Genomic DNA, 21,387 nt, shown 5'->3' with positions numbered 1-21,387 from the left:
GCTGCGTGCCCGTCTGCACCCGGCGGGCACTGGGGTATGATCGCCCCGGGACAGGGGCGACGAAACACGGGACATGCGATGAGGACGATGATCGTCAGTGTGGGTGTGCTGGCGGCCGCGGTGGTCGGCATGTACGCCATCCAGCGCAAGATGAGCCGGCTGGACGAGGACATCGTCTATGCCCACTACCAGGACGAAGTGAACGCGCTGCGCCGGCTGGATGCCAAGGCCCTGTGCGCGACGATGGCGAAGGACTACCGCCAGGTGGTGATCGATCGCACCCCCAAGGGCGAGCAGCGGATCGAGCTCGATCGCGATGCCGCCTGTGCCGCCACGCGCGAGTCGATGCGGGTGCTCTACAAGATCGCCAAGCCGACGAAGACCGCGCCCGACGTGAAGTACACGATCGAATCGGTGACGTTGTCACCGGATCGACGGCAGGCGGTGGTGAAGCTGCGGTCTTCGCTGAAGATCGGCCGTCGCGTGTCGCTCGAATCCACCGGCACCGAAACGCTGGTGCGCAACCTCGGCGAGGTCCGTTCGATCGCCTCCGAAGGCCGCGCCTCGATGAAGATGCGCTGACCCCGGAGCGGCGCGCTCACTGCGTCCGCTGCGGGCGACCGACACGGCGATACAGCGTGCTGCGGTTGACGCCGAGCAGGCGCGCGGCGCGGGCGACGTTGCCGCCGCAGGCGGCGAGGGCATCGCGCATGGCGGTTTCCTCCAGCACGTCGAGCTGGGCGATGCCGCCGGGACGGACCGGCGCCGGTTCGGACGCGACATGCGTCTGCAGTTCGGCGGGCAGGGCGTCCATGCCGACGCATTCACCCGGATCGCTCAGCGCGACCAGCGTGCGCAGGCAGGCGTCGAGCTGGCGCAGGTTGCCGGGCCAGCGGTGCGCGGCCAAGGCCGCCCGGGCATCCGCGCAGAGCGTGCGTCCGGCCGCGACCCGCCGCCACAGCGCATCGACGATCGCCCCGCGTTCGGCGGAGTCGCGCAGCGGCACCAGCCGCACGCGATGGTGGGCGATGCGGTAGAACAGGTCGGCGCGGAAGCGGCCGGCCTCGACTGCGGCGTCGAGATCGCAATGCGTCGCGCAAACGAGGTCGAAGTCGAGTTTCACCGGCTTGCCGCCGCCCAGCGGCGAGAGTTCGCGCTCCTGCAGCACGCGCAGCAGCCGCGGTTGCAGTGCCAGCGGCATGTCGCCGATCTCGTCGAGGAACAGCACGCCGCCCTGCGCCTGACGCAGCAAGCCGGGGCTGCCCTGGCGGCGTGCGCCGGTGAAGGCGCCTTCCTCGTAACCGAACAGTTCGGCCTCGATCAGCCCTTCCGGCAGCGCCGCGCAGTTCACCGCGATGAACGGCTTGCCGGCGCGCGCGCAGCGGGCATGCAGGGCGCGTGCGAAGACTTCCTTGCCGCTGCCGGTCTCGCCCTGCACCAGCACCGGCAGGCCGGCGTCGAGGACCCGGCGCGCGCGCTCCAGCGCGGCGGCGCAAGCCGCGTCGAAGAATGGGCCGTCGTCCACCGGCGGACGCGGCGGCGCGGTGCGCGGGCGCGCCTCGCCCGCGCGTGCGGGTGGCAGCGCGATCTGCACGCGCGACGGCGCGCCGTCCACGCGGCCGTACAGCGCGCGGCCGCAACGATCGCGCAGCGCGCCTTCGCTGCGCAGGCGCGAGAGCGGATCGTCGAACAGCAGGTCGTAGGCGACGCGGCCGAGGTCGTCGCGCGTGATCCCCGCCAGCGCCAGTCCGGTCTGGTTCGCCGCGACCAGCGTGCCGTTGCGGAAGGCGAGCAGGCCTTCGCGGGTCGAGCCGAGCAGGGCGGGGTCGCGCTGCAGCCGCAGCAGTTCGCAGCCGTCGAGCCCGCCCTCGAAGAACCGGTGCTCGATGTTCGCCACCGCCATCCGCACCAGCCCCAGCGCGTGCAGGTGCTGGGCGCGGGCATCGCCGCTGATGTCGAGCACGCCGACGAGCTGGCCGTACGGGTCGTGGATCGGCGTGGCGGTGCAGGTGAGGATGCCGTGCGGCGCGCGGTAGTGCTCGCCGCCGCGCACTTCGACCGCGCGGCGCTCGACGATCGCGGTACCGATCGCATTCGTACCGGCCTGCGATTCGTTCCAGCACGCGCCGGGACGCAGCGCCACGCGGCTGGCCTTGTCGAGGAACTGCGGATGGCCGGTGGCGTCGAGGATCCAGCCGGTGTCGTCGGTCAGCACGACGATGCTGCCGCTGCCGTCGGCATCGGCGGCGAGCTGTTCCAGCTCCGCGCGCGCCAGCCGGCGCAGGCGTTCGTTGCGCTCGCGCATCTCGTGCAGGCGGCTTTCCGGCACCGGCTCGATCGACGGCGTGTCGCGTTCCGGCAGGCCGAGGCGGCGGCAGCGCTGCCACGAGCGCAGGATCGTCTGCGGCAGTTCGCCGGCGCCGACGGCGTTGCCACGCTCGAAGAACGACCGGCGGGCGTGGGCGAGTTCGTCGATGGGGCGCATGCGGGTCATGGCGGCTCCTGTGTCGCATTCTGCGACAGTCGCAGTGGCGGCTGTTCCGATAAACAACACACGAAACCGCGCCGCGCAAGGGTCGCTTGTTGTGCGTTGCAACATGCGACGACGCAACTGCCCGCCGCATCAGGCATTCGTCGCTGCTGCGTCGCACCATGCGGCACTTGGCACCGGCCTTGCGGTATGCGGGGACACCACCACCTTTCGGAGTTGTTCCATGAACGCGATGGCCAAGCCGCACCTGCACGACCATTCCCGCATCTTCAAGGCCCAGTACGGCAACTACATCGGTGGCCAATGGGTCGCGCCGAAGGGCGGCGAATATTTCGACGACATCACCCCGATCACCGGCAAGGCCTTCACCCGCATCCCGCGTTCCAGCAAGGACGACATCGAACTCGCGCTCGACGCCGCCCACGCCGCGAAGGATGCGTGGGGCAAGATGTCCGCCACCGAGCGCGCGAACATCCTCAACAAGGTCGCCGACCGCATCGAGCAGAACCTCGAACTGCTGGCGCATGCCGAGACCTGGGACAACGGCAAGCCGATCCGCGAGACGCTCAACGCCGACATCCCGCTGATGGCCGACCACTTCCGCTACTTCGCCTCGGCGGTGCGCGTGCAGGAAGGCACCGTCGGCGAGATCGACCACGACACCATCGCCTACCACTTCCATGAGCCGCTGGGCGTGGTCGGCCAGATCATCCCGTGGAACTTCCCGCTGCTGATGGCCGCGTGGAAGCTGGCGCCGGCGCTGGCCGCGGGCAACTGCGTGGTGCTCAAGCCCGCCGAGCAGACCCCGGCGAGCATCCTCGTGCTGATGGAGATCATCGGCGACCTGCTGCCGCCGGGCGTGCTGAACGTCGTGAATGGTTTTGGCCTGGAAGCGGGCAAGCCGCTGGCGTCGAGCCCGCGCATCGCGAAGATCGCGTTCACCGGCGAGACCACCACCGGCCGCCTGATCATGCAGTACGCCAGCCAGAACCTGATCCCGGTGACGCTGGAACTCGGCGGCAAGTCGCCGAACATCTTCTTCGCCGACGTGATGGCCGAGGACGACGATTTCCTCGACAAGGCGGTGGAAGGCTTCGTGCTGTTCGCCTTCAACCAGGGCGAGGTCTGCACCTGCCCGTCGCGCGCGCTGATCCAGGAATCGATCTACGAGAAGTTCATGGAGAAGGTGATCGCCCGCGTCGCCGCGATCAAGCAGGGCGACCCGCTCGACCCGAACACCATGATCGGCGCGCAGGCCTCCGGCGAGCAGCTCGAGAAGATCCTCAGCTACATCGACATCGGCAAGCAGGAAGGCGCCGAAGTGCTGATCGGTGGCGAGCGCAACGAACTCGGCGGTGACCTCGCCGGCGGCTATTACGTCAAGCCGACGGTGTTCAAGGGCCACAACAAGATGCGCATCTTCCAGGAAGAGATCTTCGGGCCGGTGGTGTCGGTCACGACCTTCAAGACCGAGGCCGAAGCGCTGGAAATCGCCAACGACACGCTGTACGGCCTCGGCGCCGGCGTGTGGAGCCGCGATGCCAGCCGCCTGTACCGCTTCGGTCGCGCGATCCAGGCCGGCCGCGTGTGGACCAACTGCTACCACGCCTATCCGGCGCACGCCGCGTTCGGTGGCTACAAGCAGTCGGGCATCGGTCGCGAGACCCACAAGATGATGCTCGACCACTACCAGCAGACCAAGAACCTGCTGGTCAGCTACTCGCCGAAGGCGCTCGGCTTCTTCTGATCGCCGGTGCTCCGGCCTGATCTCTCGCAGGCCTGCTCCACAAGGCCACTCCCGAAGGCCTGTCCTCCCCCACGTCGAGAGGCCTTCCCGTCCGACGCATCGCTCCCGGGTTCCGGCCCGGGCAGGATGCGCTCGGCCCGGGTTCCGTATTCCACTACCACGCACCCAGGACCGACCATGCACCGACCCCGTCTTCCCGTCGCGCGCCTCGCCGCGCCCTTCCTGCTGCTGTCCGGCCTTGCCGGCGCCGCCCACGCCGAATCCGACGTGAAGGTCAGCGGCTCCCTCGGCGCCGCCACCGACTACGTGTTCCGCGGCGTCAGCCAGACCAACGAGGATCCCTTCGTCTTCGGCACGCTCGACGTCACCGCCGGCGATTTCTACGGCGGCATCGGCGCCGAGAACGTCGACTTCGGCAACGACATCGACCTCGAATACGACGCCTGGGTCGGCTGGAAGCCCAAGGCCGGCGATTTCACCTTCGATCTCGGCGTGGTGCGCTACGGCTACCGCAACCAGCCGGCCGGCGTCGACATCGACACCGTCGAATACAAGGTCGCGGTCAGCCATCCGGTGGGCAAGGGCAGCCTCGGCGGCGCCGTGCTGCACACGCCGGACTACTTCGGCAGCGATGGCTCGGGCACGTACTACGAAGTGAACGGCAGCGTCCCGCTCAACGACCAGTGGTCGATCAGCGGCGCCGTCGGTCGCCAGGACACGTCGAAGACGATCGACTATTCGACCTGGAACGTCGGCGTGGGCTACGCTCCGTTCAAGCACGTGAGTTTCGACGTGCGCTACCACGACACCGACCAGCACGATCTCGGCGACCTGTTCGACAGCCGCCTCGTCGGCACCGTGAAGGTCGCGTTCTGACCACAGGGCGCCCGGCCCGAGGGCCGGGCGCCGGAGAATCATCGCCATGCCGACGCTGCCCCTGCAGGTGATCGCCACGCTGCCCGCGCTCGCGCTGATCGACAAGCTGCGCACGCGGCACGGGCCGGTGCTGTTCCATCAATCCGGCGGTTGCTGCGACGGCTCCTCGCCGATGTGCTTCCCGCAGGACGACTTCCTCGTCGGCGACAACGATGTGCAGCTGGGCGAGATCGGCGGCGCACCGTTCTACATCAGCCGCCCGCAGTTCGAATACTGGAAACACACACAGCTGATCATCGACGTGGTCGAAGGCCGCGGCGGCATGTTCTCGCTGGAAAACGGCGAGGGCGTGCGTTTCCTGGTGCGTTCGCGCCTGTTCGGCGACGACGAATACGCGGCGCTGGAAGCGGCGGGCCACGTCTAGGCGGCCGACACCGACCGATCGGTCTCAGGCCGCGGCGTCCCGCTGCCGTCGCTGCCAGAACGGCGACGTCGGCCAGCGTGTTTCCATCGCGTGGAAGGCGCGCAACTGCGTGCGGTAGACCCGGTGGATGTCGCGAAGATGCTGCGCATAGGCATCGAGGGCCGTGACATCGCCGCGTTCGCAGGCCAGCAGCGCCTGCGCGGCGCGCAGGCCGGTGTAGAGCGCGCTGGAAATCCCTTTCGACGACAGCGGATCGAAGGCGAGGGCGGCATCGCCGACCGCCAGCCAGCGCTCGCCGGCGGCGCGATCGAGTTCGACGCTCGATGCCTCGGCGCCGTGCGCGCGTCCGTGCGGCGTCCAGCCGTGCGCCGTGCACAGCGCGTGCAACTGCGGCGCCCCCGAGAGGTGGCACCACAGACCATCGCCGTCGAGCAGGCGTCGGCGATCGTCCGCGTCGGCATCACAGAGAAAGGCGATCAGCCGTTCGCCCGACGGCAGCAGCACGCTGTACCACCAGCCGTCCGCGACCGATTCGACCCAGGTGCGGCCGTCGTGATCGCGCTCGGCGCCACCGTGCAGCCGCTGGTGCACCGCGAACAGCCGATCGTGCGCGATGCGCTGCGCACCGAGTGCGCGTGCGAACGTCGCTGCGCGGCCGCTCGCATCGATCAGCCAGCGCGCCTCGATGATTTCTTCGTCGCCGCGCGCATCGGGCGCGACGAGCCGATGCGGCGTCTGCGCATCGCCCGCTGCATCCAGCCGCAGCGTCGCGGTGTGCACGTCCGCACCGGCTGCCATTGCCGTCTCGCGCAGCCTCGCGTCGAAACGGACGCGATCCAGCTGCCAGCCGTGGCCATGCACGCCGAACAGCGTGTCTTCGGCGTGCGCCGCGTCGCTGCCCCAGAACGCCAGCGTGCCGGGGCTGGGGCGATGGCCGTCGGTGGCCATGCGGTCGAGCACGCCGAGATCGCGCAGCAGTGAGCGCGCCGACGGCGGCAGGCCTTCGCCCACGCGGAACGGGCGCGTGGCGTCGTGCTCGCACAGGCGCACGCGCAGCCCCGCGCGGGCGAGCGCAAGGCCGGCGGCGGCGCCCGCGGGGCCGCCGCCGGCGATGGCGACATCGACCGTCGTCATCGCCACGCCACGCTCAATCGCGCGGCTTGCCGTGGCGCACCGGCAGCGGCGCGGCGTCGGCGTCCTCGCGGCTGGCGAAGTTCGCGCCGTGCGGCAGGCGACGCGCCTTGAGGTGTGCCGCGTCGCCGTCGGCTGCGGCCTTCAGCCTCGGCGCGTCCGGCGGGGCGTGCGCGATGGTGGCGGCGTCGGCCGGTGCCACGCCCGGGCCGTAGGACGCGACCATCATCGTCGCCGGGAACGCGGGATCGCCCTGCACGCCGGGACGCACTTCCACCAGGCCCATCGAGCCGAACATCCGCACCATCTGCAGCATCTGTTCGACCGTGGTGCCGTGCAGCGGCTTGTTCCAGCTGGTGCGGTCGGAGAACGCGGCGATGCGGCGCGACATCGGCTGCGACGGATCGACCACGATCGCGTAGTCGTCGGCGGTCAGCACGTGGTTGGGCACGCGCGCGGGCCAGAACGTCGGCGCGAACGGGTCGTAGTCGGGATCGTAGCCGGCGCGGCAGTAGGCGGTGTCTGCCTGCCACGGCAAACCCATCCAGCGATTGATGTCGCCCGGGCCCTGCGCGTGCAGCGGGCCGTCCGCAGACAGCGTGGTCGTCTGGTCGAGCGTACTGCCGTAGTCGGGTTCCGGCGTGCCCGGCGGGCGGCGGCGGATGCGGAACGGCGCTTCGTACAGCGACAGGTGTCGCATCGGCCACGTCATTTCGCAGCCGGGATGGAAGGCGTCGGCGAGACAGAAGTCGAGCGCGGCGCGATCCAGCATCGCCGGCTGCTTCGCCAGCGGCACGGCGTCGATGTTCGCCGGCGGCACGGACGCGGGATTCCAGTCGGCGACGAATTCGCCGTTCGCCCAGCGCTGCAGCACCGTCCACTGCGTGGTGGTGATCGCGGCGTTCTGGCGCGGGCTTTCGCCGGCCGGCACGGTCATCGCATCGCCGTACAGCCATGGCCACGGCAACTGGTTGCCGTCGGGCGGATTCGGCGGGCGGAAGCTGTTGAACACCTGGCGGCGGAATTCCGCGTTCGGGTCGTACTCGCCCGGCGGCGGCAGTGCGGAGAGGCGCGCGATCAGTGCCGGCGACTCGAAGTCGTACTGCCCGCCGTGGCCGAACAGCGTGGCGAAACCCTGGTTCACCCACTGCAGGCCGCTGAGGCGCTGGAGGATCGGGTAGACGTCGTCGGTGAACGACACCGTCGCTGGCGCCGGCAGCCACGCCGCCTGCACGTAGAGATCGTGCAGCAGGTCGTACAACGTGCGCTCGGCCTTCACCTGCGGCGCGTAGTTCGGCGGCGCGGTGACGACCCATGCCGCTTCGACCGGGATCGCGCGGCCTTCGATGTTCACCGTCGCCTCCACAGTGCCGTCGCAGGTGTCGTCATACCAGCCGTCGGCGTTGATGAAGGAGTTGCCGTCGCTGGGGATGAAGATCGGCGCGCCGGTGGGCGAGGCGGAGATGCCGTGGCCGGGCAGCACCAGCAGGCGGCCGCTGGCGTCGGTGCGCAGCTCGCCGATTGTCACCGGCACGTCGGTGAACATCCCGGCGCAGGTCACCGGCGCGGTGTCGCGGCCGGCGATCTGCTGCGGGCCGGCGTCGATGACGAGGCTGTCGCGATCCTTCACCTTGGCGTTGCGGCGCGGCAACACGGTGGTCGCCGCCTCGGGGATGTCCATCGCGATCTGCCACTGGTACCAGGCCGCCTTGCGGTTGGCGAGGTGCACCGTCCAACTGATGTCGGCCCAGTCGGAGGTGAGTTCGCGCACCACTTCGCCCGCGGCGTTGTAGCCGTAGATCCGGAACTGTGCGGCCTCGCGCTTCAGCGCACCGGTGGGGTCACGGTAGAAGCCGAGCGGCTGCGGCGGCGGGTCGATGACCTGCGGGCCGATGTAGTACGCGTCGAGGCTGTTGCCGACGCGGGCGATGCCGATCGCCGGATGGATCGCCGCGCGCACGACGCGGGTGTCCTTCGCGGCCGGGTAGGGCACGCCGGGCGCGTACTCGGCCGGGCGCGGCGCCGCGGGTTCGGCCAGCGGCACGCCGTTGACGTTGCGACGGTTGTCGGCCGAGGCGCGGTACACCACCTTGCGCGCGTCGGAAATGCTGCCGACCGGCGCGTGCTCGGGCAGCGCATGCCACGGGTTCCAGGCGAGGTTCTCGCCGTAGGTCGACTGGCCGCGGGCGTCGAGGTCCTGCATCGGCAGTTCGAGGACGCCCAGCGCCACCGGCGGGCTGGCCTCGGCGCTCCAGCGCACGGTCGCGGCGTCGAGCGGCATCGTCGCGTCGTCGGTGCGGAACTGCGCGAGGAAGCGGAACCGTGCCGCGCCCTTGCGCATCCGCGCGTGCAGGTCGGCGCGCAGGTAGAACGGATCGTCGAAGTCCGGCGCGGCGTCGGCCGGCGGCGCCTCCAGCGGCTCCAGCCAGTACTTCACGTAGCGCGATTCGCCGAAGCGGTACGGCAGCACGCTCCAGTAGGGCGTGGTCAGCACCGAATCGACGACCTTCTCCATCGCGTCCAGCACCTGCTGCGTCACCGGATGCGCGGCGAGGTAGGCATCGCCCTTGCCGTGCAGCGACGCGCAGGTGAATTCGCACATGTCCTTCGCGGTGTCGACGAAGAACACGTCGTGATTCTGCAGGATGAAGTCCTGCGTGGTCGCCTCGCGGTCGGGCGCCAGCAGCTTCTCGCCGTCGACGCCGAACAGCTTGATGCCGATGCCGCAGGTGCCCTTGAGGTCGGGCGTGCCGGGCTGGACGTCGGAGGAGAAGCGCACCCAGGCCGGGTATTCGGTCTTCTGGCCGAACACGCCGACGCGCAGGTCTTGCGGCAGGTCGGGATCGACGAGGAAGCGGCCGTGCGCCGCGCCGTGCAGGCGCAGGAACACCGGCCGCGTCGCCGGATCACGCCCGGCGGCCATGCCGCGGCCCTGGAAGTAGTCGACGAAGAGCTGCTTCAGGCCTTCGATCGGGTCGCTGTCGCAGCAGCACGGTTCCGGCGGCAGCGTCGGCGGCAGGCGGACGGGCGTGGGCGTGCAGCCGCCGGCGGATGCGGCGGCGGATGGAGTGGTCGGTGCGGTCATGGAACGTCCCCTGTCGTGCGCACGTGGCGCGGAATCCTTCGAGACACGGAGCGTAGCCGCTGCCGCGTGCGCCGCGAACCTGCAAGATGACACAGGCCGAGCGAATGCCCATCATTGGCCGATGCAACGTGGAAACCAGACCGGAGCGGCCCGATGACGGCCGCCGACGACGCCTCGACGCCGGCGTGGACCGACGCCGATCTGCACTGGATGCGCCACGCGCTGGCGCTCGCCGTCCGCGCCGAGCGCGAGCACGACGAGATCCCGGTCGGCGCGGTGCTGGTCGACGCCGATGGGCGCGTGGTCGGCGAGGGCTGGAACCGCAACATTGGCGATCACGATCCCAGCGCCCACGCGGAGATCGTCGCCATGCGCGCAGGCGGCCGCACGCTGGGCAACCATCGCCTGACCGGCTGCACGCTGTACGTCACGCTGGAGCCCTGCGCGATGTGCGCGATGGCGGCGGTACATGCACGGGTGGCGCGCGTGGTCTACGCCGCGACCGATCCCAAGACCGGCGCCGCCGGCAGCGTGTTCGACCTGCTGGTCGACCCGCGCCACAACCACCGCGTCGCCGTCGACGGCGGTCTGCTGGCCGAGGAGGCGGGGACGATGCTCACCAACTACTTCCGGCGCAAGCGCGGCAAGCCGCCGGTGTGAGGCGTCACCCGCGCGTCATCGCAACGCATTGCTTTCGGTCGGGCGGCCTGACCCGCCATTCGGCGGTTGGACACCAGGCCGCTTTGCTTTCGGTAGAGCGGCCTTCAGGCCGCTGCTGTTGATCCTGCCTCGCGAGGATCAGCGGCCTGAAGGCCGCTCTACCGATGCTTGCCAAGAGCAGCAGTCCTCGACAACGCCGGCCGGTCAATTGCGCTTGCGCGCGAGTTCCTGGTCCAGTTCCTCGTCGAAGCTGCGCACCGACAAGCTGACCTCGCGGCCCATCGTCAGGCTGGCGCCGAGCAGGCAGGCCATGCCGGCCACGGCCAGCACGGTCGGCACGGCGCCCACGAACGGAAAACCGAGCAGCGCGTCCGCGGCCAGCGCGAGGCTGGTGCCGATGAAGCAGGCCAGCGCCGCGTACAGCAGCCGGCAGGCGCGCAGCACCAGCGCCGACCGATGCCGGTGGCGGCGGATCTGGGTGTCACGCTCGTTGCGGTCTGGGGCGTCGTGCTCCCAGGCCACGATCAGCGAACGCAGCCGGTCGACGACGCGTGCCAGCCGGGCGTTGGCCGAGACCAGCAGCGACCCGGTGGCGGCCATCAACAGCGCCGGGGCCAGCATCGCGCCGAGGATGGTCTGGTGGTCGGTCGGGATGTGGAGTGCCATGGCGGACCCGGATGCTGCGGACGGGTGGGCTATCATGCGGCTTCCCGAATCATCCTGCGAGCGCATGGCGACTTCACCCGCGACCGAAAGCCTGGCGTCCGAAGGCCGCCTGATCTGGATCGACCTGGAGATGACCGGGCTCGACACCGACCGCGATTCGATCATCGAGATCGCCACCGCGGTGACCGACGCGCAGCTCAACCTGCTGGCCGAGGGACCGGAGTTCGCCATCGCCCACGACCTTGCCACGCTCGAGGCGATGGACGACTGGAACCGCAATCAGCACCGCAAGTCCGGGTTATGGGACCGCGTGCTGACGCAGGGCGTGTCCATGGCCGAGGCCGAGCGCCGCACGCTCGAGTTCCTGCAGGCCTGGGTCGCGCCGAAGGCGTCGCCGATCTGCGGCAACTCGATCTGCCAGGACCGGCGTTTCCTGCACCGGCAGATGCCGGAGCTGGAGAAGTTCTTCCACTACCGCAACCTCGACGTCAGCACGCTGAAGGAACTGGCCCGGCGCTGGGCGCCGCAGGTGCTGCAGGGCGTGCAGAAGGAATCCGCGCACACCGCGCTGAGCGACGTCCGCGATTCGATCGCCGAACTGCGCCACTACCGCGCGCGGCTGGCACAGCTCGCATCGCCGGAGTGAACCCGCGGGCCAGCGTCATCCGCGAGGGGAGTGGAACACCATGACCGAACTCGTTCCCGCGGCGCTGTCGCCCGCCGACACGGACGACCTGCGTCGCGCCGTCGCGCTGCTGGAATCGCCGTCGCTCGCGATGCGCATCGCCAGCCTCGTGGGTTCGCCGGTCGAAGGCTTGGTGAAGCGGCTGCCGCGCCCGGTGGCGTCGCGGGTCCACGGCGCCGTCGAGGCGGCCCTCGCCAAGGCGGCCGGCGCCGCGCTGTGGTCGATGGACAACGCCCCGGGCAAACCCGCATCCACGCGCCTGCACAAGCTCGCCGCGGCCGGCACCGGCGCGGTCGGTGGCGCATTCGGCTTCGCCGCGCTGTTCATCGAACTGCCGGTCACCACCACGATGATGATGCGGGCGGTCGCCGACGTGGCGCGCAGCGAAGGCTTCGACCTGCACGATCTCGCGACGAAGCAGGCCTGCCTCGAAGTGTTCGCATTCGGCGGTCCGTCGACCGCTGACGATGCCGGCGACGTCGGCTACTACGCGGTGCGCGGGTTCACCACCGACGCCATGCGCCATCTGTCGAAGGAACTGGCGCAGGTCGCCGCGAAACACGGCAGCGGGCATGCGTCGGGCGCGACCTCGAAGCATGCGGCGAAGTGGCTGGCGTCCGTGATCGAGAAGATCGCCTCGCGCTTCGGCGTGGTGGTCACCGAGAAATTCGCCGCACAGGCGGTGCCGGTGATCGGCGCGCTCAGCGGCGCGGCGCTGAACGCGCTGTTCGTCGACTACTACCAGGACGTCGCCCGCGGCCATTTCATCGTCAAGCGGCTCGAAGCGAGGCACGGTGCGGACGTCGTCGAGGCCACCTACCGCAGGATCGCAGAGGAAAGGCGCCTGCCGGTACCGCGTTCCGGCTGACGGCGCCGCCTCAGCGCCAGCGTTCCGCAGGCGCCGTGATGTAACGGCGCCAGACGTGACCCCACGGGATCACCAAGGGCACCAGCACCACGCCCAGCATGATCTCGAAGAAGGTCTCATCGATCGCCGGCGTCGTCACGTGGCCGTACCACAGCCGCAGCCAGAACGCGCCGACCCACAGCGCCTTCCACGTGAATTCGAACAGCAGCAGCGGCAGCATCTTCAGCGGATGGCGCAAGCCGAGGATCGACAGCAGCGAGATCGTGCCGAGGAAGCTCTGGATCACGCTGTGCGGCAGATCGAGATCCGCGGGCGGATGCAGGATCGCCGGCCCGGTGACGACCGCCTGGCCGACGAACATCAGCAGGTAGAGCGCACGCATCAGGTTGAGCCGGAAGGTCGAGACCTCGTCCATGCGCGATGTCCGTGATGCCCGCGGAGGGCGATGGCGACGACCGTACTGCGCAACGCGTGCGTCCGGCGCCTGTCGTTCGGCACGATGACGTCCGGCATGCACGAAAAAGGGCGCCAGCGGCGCCCTTTTCCGGAGTCGATCGCGCAGGCGTCGCCGCGTGCGATCAGCCCTTCTTCGCCTTCGCCAGCTTCAGCCAGGTGTCGACCACGGTGTCCGGGTTGAGCGACACCGACTCGATGCCTTCCTCCATCAGCCACTGTGCGAGATCGGGATGGTCGCTCGGGCCCTGGCCGCAGATGCCGACGTATTTGCCCTTGCGCTTCGCGGCCTGGATGGCCATCGACAGCATCTTCTTCACCGCCGGGTTCCGCTCGTCGAACAGCTCGGCGACGATCGCCGAGTCGCGGTCCAGGCCCAGCGTCAACTGCGTCATGTCGTTGGAGCCGATCGAGAAGCCGTCGAAGATGTCGAGGAATTCGTCGGCCAGCAGCGCGTTCGACGGCACCTCGCACATCATGATGATCTTCAGCCCGTCCTTGCCTTGCTCCAGGCCATTCTCGCGCAGCACCTCGACGACCTTGCGGCCTTCTTCCAGCGTGCGGACGAACGGGATCATCACCCAGCAGTTGGTCAGGCCCATGGTCTCGCGGACCTTGCGCACGGCGCGGCATTCCAGCGCGAACGCCTCGCGGAACGACGGGTCGACGTAACGGCTGGCGCCGCGGAACCCGATCATCGGATTCTCTTCGTGCGGCTCGTAGCGGCTGCCGCCGATGAGGTTGGCGTATTCGTTCGACTTGAAGTCCGACAGGCGCACGATCACCGGATTCGGTGCGGCCGAGGCGGTGATGGTGGCGATGCCTTCGGCGAGGCGGTCGACGTAGAAATCGACCGGGCTGGCGTAGCCGGCCATGCGCGCGTCGATCCTGCGCTTCGTCTCGATGTCCTGGTCGGCGTACTCCAGCAGCGCCTTGGGATGCACGCCGATGTGGCTGGCGATGATCATCTCCAGCCGTGCCAGACCGATGCCGGCGTTCGGCAGCATCGCGAAGTCGAACGCGCGCTCCGGGTTCGCCACGTTCATCATGATCTTCAGCGGCGCCGGCGGCATGTTGTCGAGGTCGGTGACGATGCGCTCGAAGGGCAGGGCGCCGGCGTAGATGAAGCCGGTGTCGCCTTCCGCGCAGCTCACGGTGACGGTCTGGCCGTCCTCGATGCGGTCCAGCGCGTTGCCGGTGCCGACGACGGCGGGCACGCCCAGTTCGCGAGCGATGATCGCCGCGTGGCAGGTGCGGCCGCCGCGGTTGGTCACGATCGCCGCGGCGCGCTTCATCACCGGCTCCCAGTCGGGGTCGGTCATGTCGGCGACCAGCACGTCGCCCGGCTGCACGCGGTTCATGTCGGCGAGCGAGCGCACGACGCGCGCGGTGCCGCTGCCGATCTTGTGGCCGATGGCGCGGCCTTCGGCGACGATCTCGCCGCGCGCTTCGAGGCTGTAGCGTTCGATCTGGGTCGCGTGCGCGCGGGACTTCACGGTTTCCGGGCGCGCCTGCACGATGAACAGCTTGCCGGTGACGCCGTCCTTCGCCCATTCGACGTCCATCGGGCGGCCGTAGTGCTGTTCGATGACCAGCGCCTGCTTCGACAGCTCCTGCACGTCGGCGTCGGTGATCGAGAACCTGCCGCGCAGGTCGGTGGGGACGTCCTCGGTGCGCACGCGCTCGCCGGGCTTGTCGGAATAGACCATGCGGATGGCCTTGCTGCCCAGCGCGCGGCGCAGGATCGCCGGCTTGCCCTGGCGCAGGGTCGGCTTGTAGACGTAGAACTCGTCGGGGTTGACCGCGCCCTGCACGACCATCTCGCCGAGGCCGTAGCTGGCGGTCACGAACACCACGTCGCGGAAGCCGGATTCGGTGTCGAGCGTGAACAGCACGCCGGAGGCACCGACGTCGGAGCGGACCATCAACTGCACGCCGGCGGAGAGGAACACGTCCTCGTGCTTGAAGCCGTGGTGCACCCGGTAGGCAATGGCCCGGTCGTTGTAGAGGCTGGCGAACACTTCCTTGACCTTGTGCACGACCTCGTCGGCGCCGGTCACGTTGAGGAAGGTCTCCTGCTGGCCGGCGAACGAGGCGTCGGGCAGGTCCTCGGCGGTGGCGGAGGAGCGCACGGCGACGGCGATGTCCGTGCCGCCGTTCTCGGCGGAGAGCTGGGCGTAGGCGGCGCGGATGTCGCGGTCGAGTTCGGGTTGCAGCGGCGCGTCGATCACCCAGCCGCGGATCTCGCCGCCGGCGGCGGTGAGGGCGGGGACGTCGTCCACGTCCAGCGTCGCCAGTTTGTCGTAGATGCGCTGGTGCAGGTCGTTGTGGGCGATGAAGGCCTTGAACGCCTCGGCGGTGGTGGCGAAGCCCCCCGGTACCGAGACCCCCAGCCCGGCCAGATGGCCGATCATTTCGCCGAGGGAGGCGTTCTTGCCGCCCACGCGGGCAAGGTCGGACAGGCGCAGGGCCTGCAGCCAGAGGATGTTCTCGTTCAAGGGGTGCTCCGGACGGGCGCGGCGGGGGGCCGGGGAAAGCGGTATTTTAGCAACACCGGCTTCCGCGCCGCCTTCGACTTCCGTCCCAAGCGCCCCATGACCCTCGTCCGACCGGTCTTCTACGTCTCCGATGGCACCGGCATCACCGCCGAAACCATCGGCCACAGCCTGCTGACCCAGTTCAACGGCACCGATTTCCGGACCCACCGGATGCCCTTCGTCGACACGCCCGAGAAGGCGACCGAGGCCGCGGCCCGCATCCGCGCCGCCGGCGAGCGCGATGGTCTGCGCCCGATCGTGGTCAATTCCTGCGTCGACGCCCGCCTGACCGCAGCCCTGGCCGAGAGCGGGGCGCTGATGCTGGACGTGTTCGCCCCCTTCATCGAGCCGCTGGAGCGCGAACTGGGCCAGCAGCGGCTTCCGCGCGTGGGGCAGGCGCACGGCCTGGTCGACTTCGACACCTACCACCGCCGCATCAACGCGATGAACTTCGCGCTGACCCATGACGACGGCATCGCCACCAACTACGACGAGGCGGATGTGATCCTGGTTGCGGTCTCGCGCGCGGGCAAGACGCCGACCTGCGTCTACCTCGCCCTGCATCACGGCGTACGTGCGGCAAACTATCCGCTGACCGACGAGGACCTGGAGCACGACCGCCTACCGCCGCGGCTGCGCGCGCACCGGCGCAAGCTGTTCGGGCTGACGATCGATCCGGAACGGCTGGCGCAGATCCGCCAGGAACGGCGGCCGAATTCGCGCTATGCCCAGCTCGACACCTGCCGTCGCGAGGTGGCCGCTGCCGAGGCCATGCTGCGCGCCGAGCGCATCCCCACGCTCAGCACCACGCACACCTCCATCGAGGAGATCGCGAGCAAGGTGATGACGACATTGGGGATCCAGCGCGGGATGTTCTGAGGCGATCGGTTCCGAGGCGATCGGTTCCGAGGATTCGTTCGGATCGCGAACGCGCGGGGCCTGCCCATCATCGCCGCCGGCCATCGATGTCGTCAATGCTGTCGCGGCCACGGTGCGCTGTGTACGATCCACGCATGTCGCACGTCGTTGCCCGCCCCATCGAAGCCCAGAAAATCAGCCGTTTTTCGTGGCTGATGGCGCTGTATTCAGAGAACCACCAGCGCCTGCAGCGCCTGTTCGCACCGGCGCTGCTGACCGAAGGACGATACGTGTCCTCGATCGGCGACGGCCTCGACCTGCACCTCGAAGTCATGGCGCAGCACGCCTACACCGTCGAGTACCGCCTGAGCTACGCGCTGCTCGATCCGGTCACCGGCGAGCCCGACCCGTCCGCCTTCCTGCGCCTGTACCGCGACGCGCAACTGGTCGAAGCCACCCACTGCTACATCGGTCGCCGCTGGCAGGACGCCATCGGCCTGCACCCGCCGCCGGCGGAAGTGCTCGACCACCGCCTGCGCATGAACACCTTCCTCGGCAAGTGGCTGCAATACCTCGCCGAGCGCGGGCACGGGGTGGGGACGCTGATGCGCACCAGCGACAGGCCGGAGCGCAGTCTCTCGCCGTGATCCCGGGCGGGAAGCACCGGAAACGCGGGGATGCAGACGACGCCCGGCCGGATACGACCGTGGCGGAGGCGGGCAACATCCGGCATGACGCCTCCGCCAACGCGATCTCGTTTCACGCGATGGTCTGCGCCCAGACTGGAGGTTCCCGGGAAGGTTCCCGCTGCCACGAAAGGAGTCACGCCATGTCCAAACGCTTCACCACTGCCGCCGCCGTCGTACTGCTGTCGCTGTCAGCCGAGGCGGGCGCGTGGACCAACACCGAGTTCTACTACACCCCGCAGACGCCCGATCTCTCGCGGCTCATCGTCAACAACCCGGGCTATCTGTCATCGGCTCCGGTCGCCGGGCTCAATCTGCTCGCCAACAACTTCCTCGACGTCAGCGCGGGCGCGACCTTCGCCTGGCTCAGCCCGAACACGTGGTCCGGTGCCCCCTGGACCGGGCTCGATCCGGCCGATCGCAGCACCGCCAGCCAGCGCGCCGCCAAGGGCGCCGCGGAGACCGCGCCGGGCTACGGCGCCACGATCGTCCAGCGCAACGGCACCGCCGTCGGCATGCATCTGAACACCTTCGGCCCGGCCGGGTTCCCGGGCGGTGCGCAACACCACTCGCTGCAGTACCGCGTCGATCTCAACCGCGTCGTCTGGAACAAGTCCGACCTGCTGTGTGTCAGCGGCACGATGAACCTCGCCTCGTCCTACACCGCCGGCTCGGTGAACCAGGCGATGGTCACGCTGTATTTCGAGAACCAGGCGAACACCGCGCAGGGCTTCCACGTCAACGTGATGATGTTCGATTCGCGCTCCGGCTACTCCGCGACCGACGCGCTGCTGGTCGACACCGACGTCAACAGCGCGCACAAGCCGATCGTGATCACCCATCTGCAGACGCAGAACCAGAACGGTTCCGTGTACAGCTCGCCAGTGCCGGGATACGGCAACCCGCTGGAACCGTTCCGCAAGGGCAGTGTCGTGGCGGGTGACAAGGATCGCGGCTTCTGCATCAGCCCGACCCAGTTCAACCGCATGCTGAGCGACATCAACGGCCGCTACGGCCTCGGCTATTCCACGACGGCATCGAACTACGTCCTGCGTTATGCACTCGTGGGGCCCGAGATCTACACCGGCAGCGGTCGCGGCCACATCGGCATGAACGTCGGCAGCTTCTGGGTGTATCGCCGGATGTGACGCACGAAAACGACGAAGCCCGCGCGAGGCGGGCTTCGTCGTTGAAACGTTGGCGTCCCCACGGGGATTCGAACCCCGGTCGCTACCGTGAAAGGGTAATGTCCTAGGCCTCTAGACGATGGGGACGTCGTGTAACTGCTTCCCTTCTCGAACCGGCCTGGTGGTTCGGAAGTTGGTGGAGCCAGCCGGGATCGAACCGGCGACCTCCTGCATGCCATGCAGGCGCTCTCCCAGCTGAGCTATGGCCCCACTTGCTGGAGAACCGACATTTTAGGAAGGCCCTTCGGGATCGTCAAGCGTTGCGATGCAAAAAAGTGAATGCGGCGATCCGGGCCCGTCACCACAACGCATCGCGCAGCTTGTACCAGCCCATCGCGGCGACCAGCATCGGCGTGCGGAAGGTGCGGCCTCCGGGGAAATCCAGATGCGGGATCCGCGCGAAGACATCGAGGCGTTCGCCCTGGCCGCGCACGGCTTCCGCGATCACCCGGCCCGCGAGGCCCGCGGCTGCGACGCCGTGTCCCGAGAAGCCCTGCGCGAAATAGACGTTGTCGCGGCCGATGCGGCCCCAGTGCGGGGCACGATTGAAGCTGATATCGATGGTGCCGCCCCAGACGTGCTCGAACGGTTCGCCGGCGAGCTGCGGGAACACCTTGCGCATGCGTCGGGCCATCACCCACGCCAGGTTCGGTGGCTGGAAGTTGGAGTAGCTGGCGCGGCCGCCGAAGAGCAGACGGTGGTCGGCGCCGAGGCGGAAATAGTCCAGCGCCCAGTTCACGTCGGCCACGGCCATGTCGTTGCGGATCAGCTCACGGGCACGCGCTTCGCCGAGCGGGCGGGTGGCGGCGATGTAGGTGCCGACCGGCATGATCTTGCGATCGAGTTCCGGCGCCACGCCCTTCACCAGTGCGTTGCCGGCAAGGATCGCGAAATCGCCGCGCACCGTGCCGTGCGCCGTGCGCAGCTGCGGGCGCGGGCCATGCGCGATGTCCAGCACCGGGCTGTGTTCGAAGATGCGCACGCCGGCCGCCAGTGCGGCACGTGCCAGGCCCAGCGCGTACTTCAGCGGATGCAGATGGCCGGAGCGCACGTCGTACAGGCCGCCGAGGTAGCGCGGGGAATCCAGTTGCGCACGCAGCTGGTCGCGATCCCACCAAGGCAGGGGATAGCCGTAGTCGTGCTCGAGTTCGCGCTGCCAGGTCTGCAGTTCGGTCACTTGCCGCGGCTTGATCGCCACGTGCATGTGGCCGTCGCGCCAGTCGCAGTCGATGCCGTAGCGGCCGCGGCGCTCGTGGATCATCTGCACACCTTCGACCGACCAGTCGAACAGCTTGCGGGCGTCCTCGCGGCCGAGCAGCGCCGCCAGCTTCGCCTCGCCGCAGCCGAAGCCGAAGATCACCTGGCCGCCGTTGCGGCCCGATGCGCCCCAGCCGATGCGCTGCGCCTCCAGCACCACGACCCGGTAGCCGGCCTCGGCCAGTTCCAGCGCGGCCGACAAGCCCACGTAACCCGCGCCGAGGATGCAGACGTCGGCGTCGATGTCGCCTTCCAGCCGCGGCTGCGGCGGCAGGGGCTCGGCGCTGGCGGCGTACCAGCTGGGCGGGTAGGCGGCTGGGGTCAAGGGCAGGCTCCTCGCGAGGGTCGGCGTGACGGCGACCGGCTCACACCGACCGCAGGTACCACTCGTATTCCAGCGTGGTCACTTCGCGATAGAACGTGTGCAGTTCCTTGAGCTTCTGCTGGCCGTAGATGTGGCGGAAGGTCTCGCCGAAGTGGCGGGCGGCGAAATCGCTGTCCATGAAGTCCGCGATGGTGTCGCGCCAGTACGGCGTGCGGATCTCGGTCTGGTCGTAGGCGTTGCCGACGATCGGCGGGCCCGGATCGTGGCCGCGTTCGATGCCTTCCAGCATGCCGGCCAGCACCGCGGCGGTCGCGAGGTAGACGTTGGCGTCGGCGCCGGCGATGCGGTGCTCGATGCGGGTGTTCTTCTCGTCGCTGTGCGGGATGCGCATGGCGACGGTGCGGTTGTTGAAGCCCCAGACCTCGTTCAAGGGCACGAACGCGTTGAGCACGAAGCGCCGATAGCTGTTGGCGTTGGGGGCGAACAGCAGCAGGCAGTCCTTCGCGCTGCGCTGCAGGCCGCCGATCGCATGCTTCAGCGCCTCGGCCGGCTGCTCCGGCGAGCAGGCGAAGATGTTGTCGCCGTTGCGGTCGAGCACGCTGACGTGCACGTGCAGGCCGCTGCCGGCCTGGTCGGCCAGCGGCTTGGCCATGAAGCTGGCCTGGTAGCCCTGCTGCCGCGCCACGGCCTTGATCGCGCGCTTGAGGTAGATCGCGTCGTCGCAGGCCAGCAGGGCGTCGTCGCGGTGCTTGAGGTTGATCTCGAACTGCCCGGGCGCGTATTCGGCGACCGCGGTGTCGGCGGGCACGCCCTGCGCGCGGCAGGCGGCGGCGACGCCGTCGATGAAGGGCCGGAAATCGTCCAGGTCCTCGATGTAGTAGACCTGCGTGCTGGTGTTGCGCGCCCCGGTGTGTGCGTTGACCGGCGGCTGCGGCCGGCCGTGGGCGTCGGGCAGGCGGTCGAACAGGTAGAACTCCAGTTCCACCGCCACCACCGGCCGCAGGCCGAGGGCCTCGTAGCGCGCCAGCACGCGCCTCAGCACTTCGCGCGGGTTGGCCTCGAACATGCCGCCCTGCGCGTCCTCCATGCCCAGCAGGACCTGCGCCATCGGCCGCGGCGACCACGGCACGGGGCGCAGGGTGCCGGGGATCGGCCGGCAGATCCGGTCCTCGTCGCCGATGTCGTAGCCCAGGCCGGTCTCCTCGACCGTGTTGCCGGTGATGTCGGTGGCGATCAGCGACATCGGCAGGCAGACGCCGTCGGCGTAGACCTTCTCCAGTGCGCTGCGGGCGATGCGCTTGCCGCGCAGCAGGCCGTTCATGTCGGGCAGGAGCAGGTCGACCTGCTCGCAGTCCGGCAATTGCTGCAGGCTCAGTCGATCATCGGGCGTGAAGGTGTCGGGCATGATGTCGGAGGGACTCGAAAGGCGGGCGACAGTGTGACAGCAGCGG

Annotated in this window: 18 protein-coding genes and 2 tRNA genes; 10 read left to right on the top strand and 10 right to left on the bottom strand. The window is 69.2% G+C overall.

Annotated elements, in window-relative coordinates; all coding sequences use genetic code 11:
- Positions 1-78 precede the first annotated feature (78 nt).
- A complete protein-coding gene (locus tag ACT53R_RS16745) occupies positions 79-582 on the top strand; it encodes a hypothetical protein (RefSeq protein ID WP_476173052.1) in 504 nt (167 codons plus the stop codon).
- A 16-nt stretch (positions 583-598) separates the two neighbouring features.
- Here the strand turns inward: ACT53R_RS16745 and ACT53R_RS16740 are convergent, their stop codons facing one another.
- Positions 599-2,494: a sigma-54-dependent Fis family transcriptional regulator gene (locus ACT53R_RS16740; RefSeq protein WP_476173051.1), complete on the bottom strand. Its 1,896-nt coding sequence runs from the start codon at positions 2,492-2,494 to the stop codon at positions 599-601.
- A 220-nt stretch (positions 2,495-2,714) separates the two neighbouring features.
- On the opposite strand from ACT53R_RS16740, the gene adh reads away from it, so the two are divergent.
- From adh to ACT53R_RS16725, 3 genes are all read left to right on the top strand, one after another.
- Complete coding sequence (gene adh / locus ACT53R_RS16735; RefSeq protein WP_476173050.1) at positions 2,715-4,238, top strand: aldehyde dehydrogenase; 1,524 nt, start codon at positions 2,715-2,717, stop codon at positions 4,236-4,238.
- A gap of 177 nt (positions 4,239-4,415) precedes the next feature.
- Positions 4,416-5,114, top strand: coding sequence for a TorF family putative porin (locus ACT53R_RS16730; RefSeq protein WP_476173049.1), 699 nt, complete (start codon positions 4,416-4,418; stop codon positions 5,112-5,114).
- A 46-nt stretch (positions 5,115-5,160) separates the two neighbouring features.
- Positions 5,161-5,538 (top strand): DUF779 domain-containing protein, encoded by a 378-nt coding sequence (locus tag ACT53R_RS16725; protein ID WP_476173048.1) that lies wholly within the window; start codon positions 5,161-5,163, stop codon positions 5,536-5,538.
- Between the two features lie 24 nt (positions 5,539-5,562).
- On the opposite strand, the gene ACT53R_RS16720 is transcribed toward ACT53R_RS16725, so the two are convergent.
- Together ACT53R_RS16720 and ACT53R_RS16715 are read right to left on the bottom strand one after the other, a co-directional pair.
- Positions 5,563-6,672 carry an FAD-dependent monooxygenase gene (locus ACT53R_RS16720; protein WP_476173047.1) on the bottom strand — a complete coding sequence of 370 codons (1,110 nt, stop codon included), beginning with the start codon at positions 6,670-6,672 and terminating at the stop codon, positions 5,563-5,565.
- 13 nt (positions 6,673-6,685) lie between these two features.
- Positions 6,686-9,754, bottom strand: coding sequence for a LodA/GoxA family CTQ-dependent oxidase (locus tag ACT53R_RS16715; protein ID WP_476173046.1), 3,069 nt, complete (start codon positions 9,752-9,754; stop codon positions 6,686-6,688).
- A 153-nt stretch (positions 9,755-9,907) separates the two neighbouring features.
- Between ACT53R_RS16715 and tadA the strand changes: the two genes are divergently transcribed.
- On the top strand, positions 9,908-10,414 hold the full coding sequence (tadA, locus tag ACT53R_RS16710) for a tRNA adenosine(34) deaminase TadA (protein ID WP_476173045.1): 507 nt from the start codon (positions 9,908-9,910) through the stop codon (positions 10,412-10,414).
- 204 nt (positions 10,415-10,618) lie between these two features.
- Here the strand turns inward: tadA and ACT53R_RS16705 are convergent, their stop codons facing one another.
- A complete protein-coding gene (locus tag ACT53R_RS16705) occupies positions 10,619-11,080 on the bottom strand; it encodes a DUF2721 domain-containing protein (protein WP_476173044.1) in 462 nt (153 codons plus the stop codon).
- 64 nt (positions 11,081-11,144) lie between these two features.
- Here ACT53R_RS16705 and orn point away from each other — a divergent pair, with 64 nt between their 5' ends.
- Both orn and ACT53R_RS16695 read left to right on the top strand, forming a co-directional pair.
- Positions 11,145-11,726 carry an oligoribonuclease gene (gene orn / locus ACT53R_RS16700; protein WP_476173043.1) on the top strand — a complete coding sequence of 194 codons (582 nt, stop codon included), beginning with the start codon at positions 11,145-11,147 and terminating at the stop codon, positions 11,724-11,726.
- Positions 11,727-11,766: 40 nt separating this feature from the next.
- Positions 11,767-12,633, top strand: coding sequence for an EcsC family protein (locus ACT53R_RS16695; RefSeq protein WP_476173042.1), 867 nt, complete (start codon positions 11,767-11,769; stop codon positions 12,631-12,633).
- Between the two features lie 10 nt (positions 12,634-12,643).
- On the opposite strand, the gene ACT53R_RS16690 is transcribed toward ACT53R_RS16695, so the two are convergent.
- Together ACT53R_RS16690 and ppsA are read right to left on the bottom strand one after the other, a co-directional pair.
- Complete coding sequence (locus ACT53R_RS16690) at positions 12,644-13,048, bottom strand: hypothetical protein (RefSeq protein WP_476173041.1); 405 nt, start codon at positions 13,046-13,048, stop codon at positions 12,644-12,646.
- A gap of 163 nt (positions 13,049-13,211) precedes the next feature.
- Positions 13,212-15,584 (bottom strand): phosphoenolpyruvate synthase, encoded by a 2,373-nt coding sequence (gene ppsA, locus ACT53R_RS16685; RefSeq protein WP_476173040.1) that lies wholly within the window; start codon positions 15,582-15,584, stop codon positions 13,212-13,214.
- A 96-nt stretch (positions 15,585-15,680) separates the two neighbouring features.
- Between ppsA and ppsR the strand changes: the two genes are divergently transcribed.
- The 3 genes from ppsR to ACT53R_RS16670 all read left to right on the top strand — a co-directional run bounded on the left by ppsR (position 15,681) and on the right by ACT53R_RS16670 (position 18,315).
- The gene (gene ppsR / locus ACT53R_RS16680; protein WP_476173039.1) at positions 15,681-16,502 is read left to right on the top strand and encodes a posphoenolpyruvate synthetase regulatory kinase/phosphorylase PpsR; all 822 of its coding nucleotides are present in this window, start codon (positions 15,681-15,683) and stop codon (positions 16,500-16,502) included.
- Between the two features lie 134 nt (positions 16,503-16,636).
- Positions 16,637-17,128, top strand: a complete 492-nt coding sequence (locus ACT53R_RS16675) for a DUF1249 domain-containing protein (protein WP_476173038.1) — start codon at positions 16,637-16,639, stop codon at positions 17,126-17,128.
- Between the two features lie 182 nt (positions 17,129-17,310).
- Positions 17,311-18,315, top strand: coding sequence for a hypothetical protein (locus tag ACT53R_RS16670; RefSeq protein WP_476173037.1), 1,005 nt, complete (start codon positions 17,311-17,313; stop codon positions 18,313-18,315).
- A 50-nt stretch (positions 18,316-18,365) separates the two neighbouring features.
- Here the strand turns inward: ACT53R_RS16670 and ACT53R_RS16665 are convergent.
- From ACT53R_RS16665 to ACT53R_RS16650, 4 genes are all read right to left on the bottom strand, one after another.
- A tRNA-Glu gene (locus tag ACT53R_RS16665) sits at positions 18,366-18,441 on the bottom strand.
- A 47-nt stretch (positions 18,442-18,488) separates the two neighbouring features.
- A tRNA-Ala gene (locus ACT53R_RS16660) sits at positions 18,489-18,564 on the bottom strand.
- A gap of 88 nt (positions 18,565-18,652) precedes the next feature.
- Positions 18,653-19,936 (bottom strand): NAD(P)/FAD-dependent oxidoreductase, encoded by a 1,284-nt coding sequence (locus ACT53R_RS16655; RefSeq protein ID WP_476173036.1) that lies wholly within the window; start codon positions 19,934-19,936, stop codon positions 18,653-18,655.
- A 40-nt stretch (positions 19,937-19,976) separates the two neighbouring features.
- A complete protein-coding gene (locus ACT53R_RS16650; RefSeq protein WP_476173035.1) occupies positions 19,977-21,341 on the bottom strand; it encodes a glutamine synthetase family protein in 1,365 nt (454 codons plus the stop codon).
- Between the last annotated feature and the right edge of the window lie 46 nt (positions 21,342-21,387).

The organism is Lysobacter sp. DMC104 (assembly GCF_056313665.1).
Note: the sequence above shows the minus strand (reverse complement) of the source record. Positions and strands in the feature narration are given on the sequence as shown.

Coding starts and splice junctions, on each gene's coding strand:
- orn (WP_476173043.1), top strand. CDS start 11,145: ATGGCGACTTCACCCGCGACCGAAAGCCTGGCGTCCGAAGGCCGCCTG.
- adh (WP_476173050.1), top strand. CDS start 2,715: ATGAACGCGATGGCCAAGCCGCACCTGCACGACCATTCCCGCATCTTC.
- ACT53R_RS16725 (WP_476173048.1), top strand. CDS start 5,161: ATGCCGACGCTGCCCCTGCAGGTGATCGCCACGCTGCCCGCGCTCGCG.
- ACT53R_RS16690 (WP_476173041.1), bottom strand. CDS start 13,048: ATGGACGAGGTCTCGACCTTCCGGCTCAACCTGATGCGTGCGCTCTAC.
- ACT53R_RS16720 (WP_476173047.1), bottom strand. CDS start 6,672: ATGACGACGGTCGATGTCGCCATCGCCGGCGGCGGCCCCGCGGGCGCC.
- tadA (WP_476173045.1), top strand. CDS start 9,908: ATGACGGCCGCCGACGACGCCTCGACGCCGGCGTGGACCGACGCCGAT.
- ppsR (WP_476173039.1), top strand. CDS start 15,681: ATGACCCTCGTCCGACCGGTCTTCTACGTCTCCGATGGCACCGGCATC.
- ACT53R_RS16715 (WP_476173046.1), bottom strand. CDS start 9,754: ATGACCGCACCGACCACTCCATCCGCCGCCGCATCCGCCGGCGGCTGC.
- ACT53R_RS16675 (WP_476173038.1), top strand. CDS start 16,637: ATGTCGCACGTCGTTGCCCGCCCCATCGAAGCCCAGAAAATCAGCCGT.
- ACT53R_RS16670 (WP_476173037.1), top strand. CDS start 17,311: ATGTCCAAACGCTTCACCACTGCCGCCGCCGTCGTACTGCTGTCGCTG.
- ACT53R_RS16650 (WP_476173035.1), bottom strand. CDS start 21,341: ATGCCCGACACCTTCACGCCCGATGATCGACTGAGCCTGCAGCAATTG.
- ACT53R_RS16740 (WP_476173051.1), bottom strand. CDS start 2,494: ATGACCCGCATGCGCCCCATCGACGAACTCGCCCACGCCCGCCGGTCG.
- ACT53R_RS16730 (WP_476173049.1), top strand. CDS start 4,416: ATGCACCGACCCCGTCTTCCCGTCGCGCGCCTCGCCGCGCCCTTCCTG.
- ACT53R_RS16745 (WP_476173052.1), top strand. CDS start 79: ATGAGGACGATGATCGTCAGTGTGGGTGTGCTGGCGGCCGCGGTGGTC.
- ACT53R_RS16695 (WP_476173042.1), top strand. CDS start 11,767: ATGACCGAACTCGTTCCCGCGGCGCTGTCGCCCGCCGACACGGACGAC.
- ACT53R_RS16705 (WP_476173044.1), bottom strand. CDS start 11,080: ATGGCACTCCACATCCCGACCGACCACCAGACCATCCTCGGCGCGATG.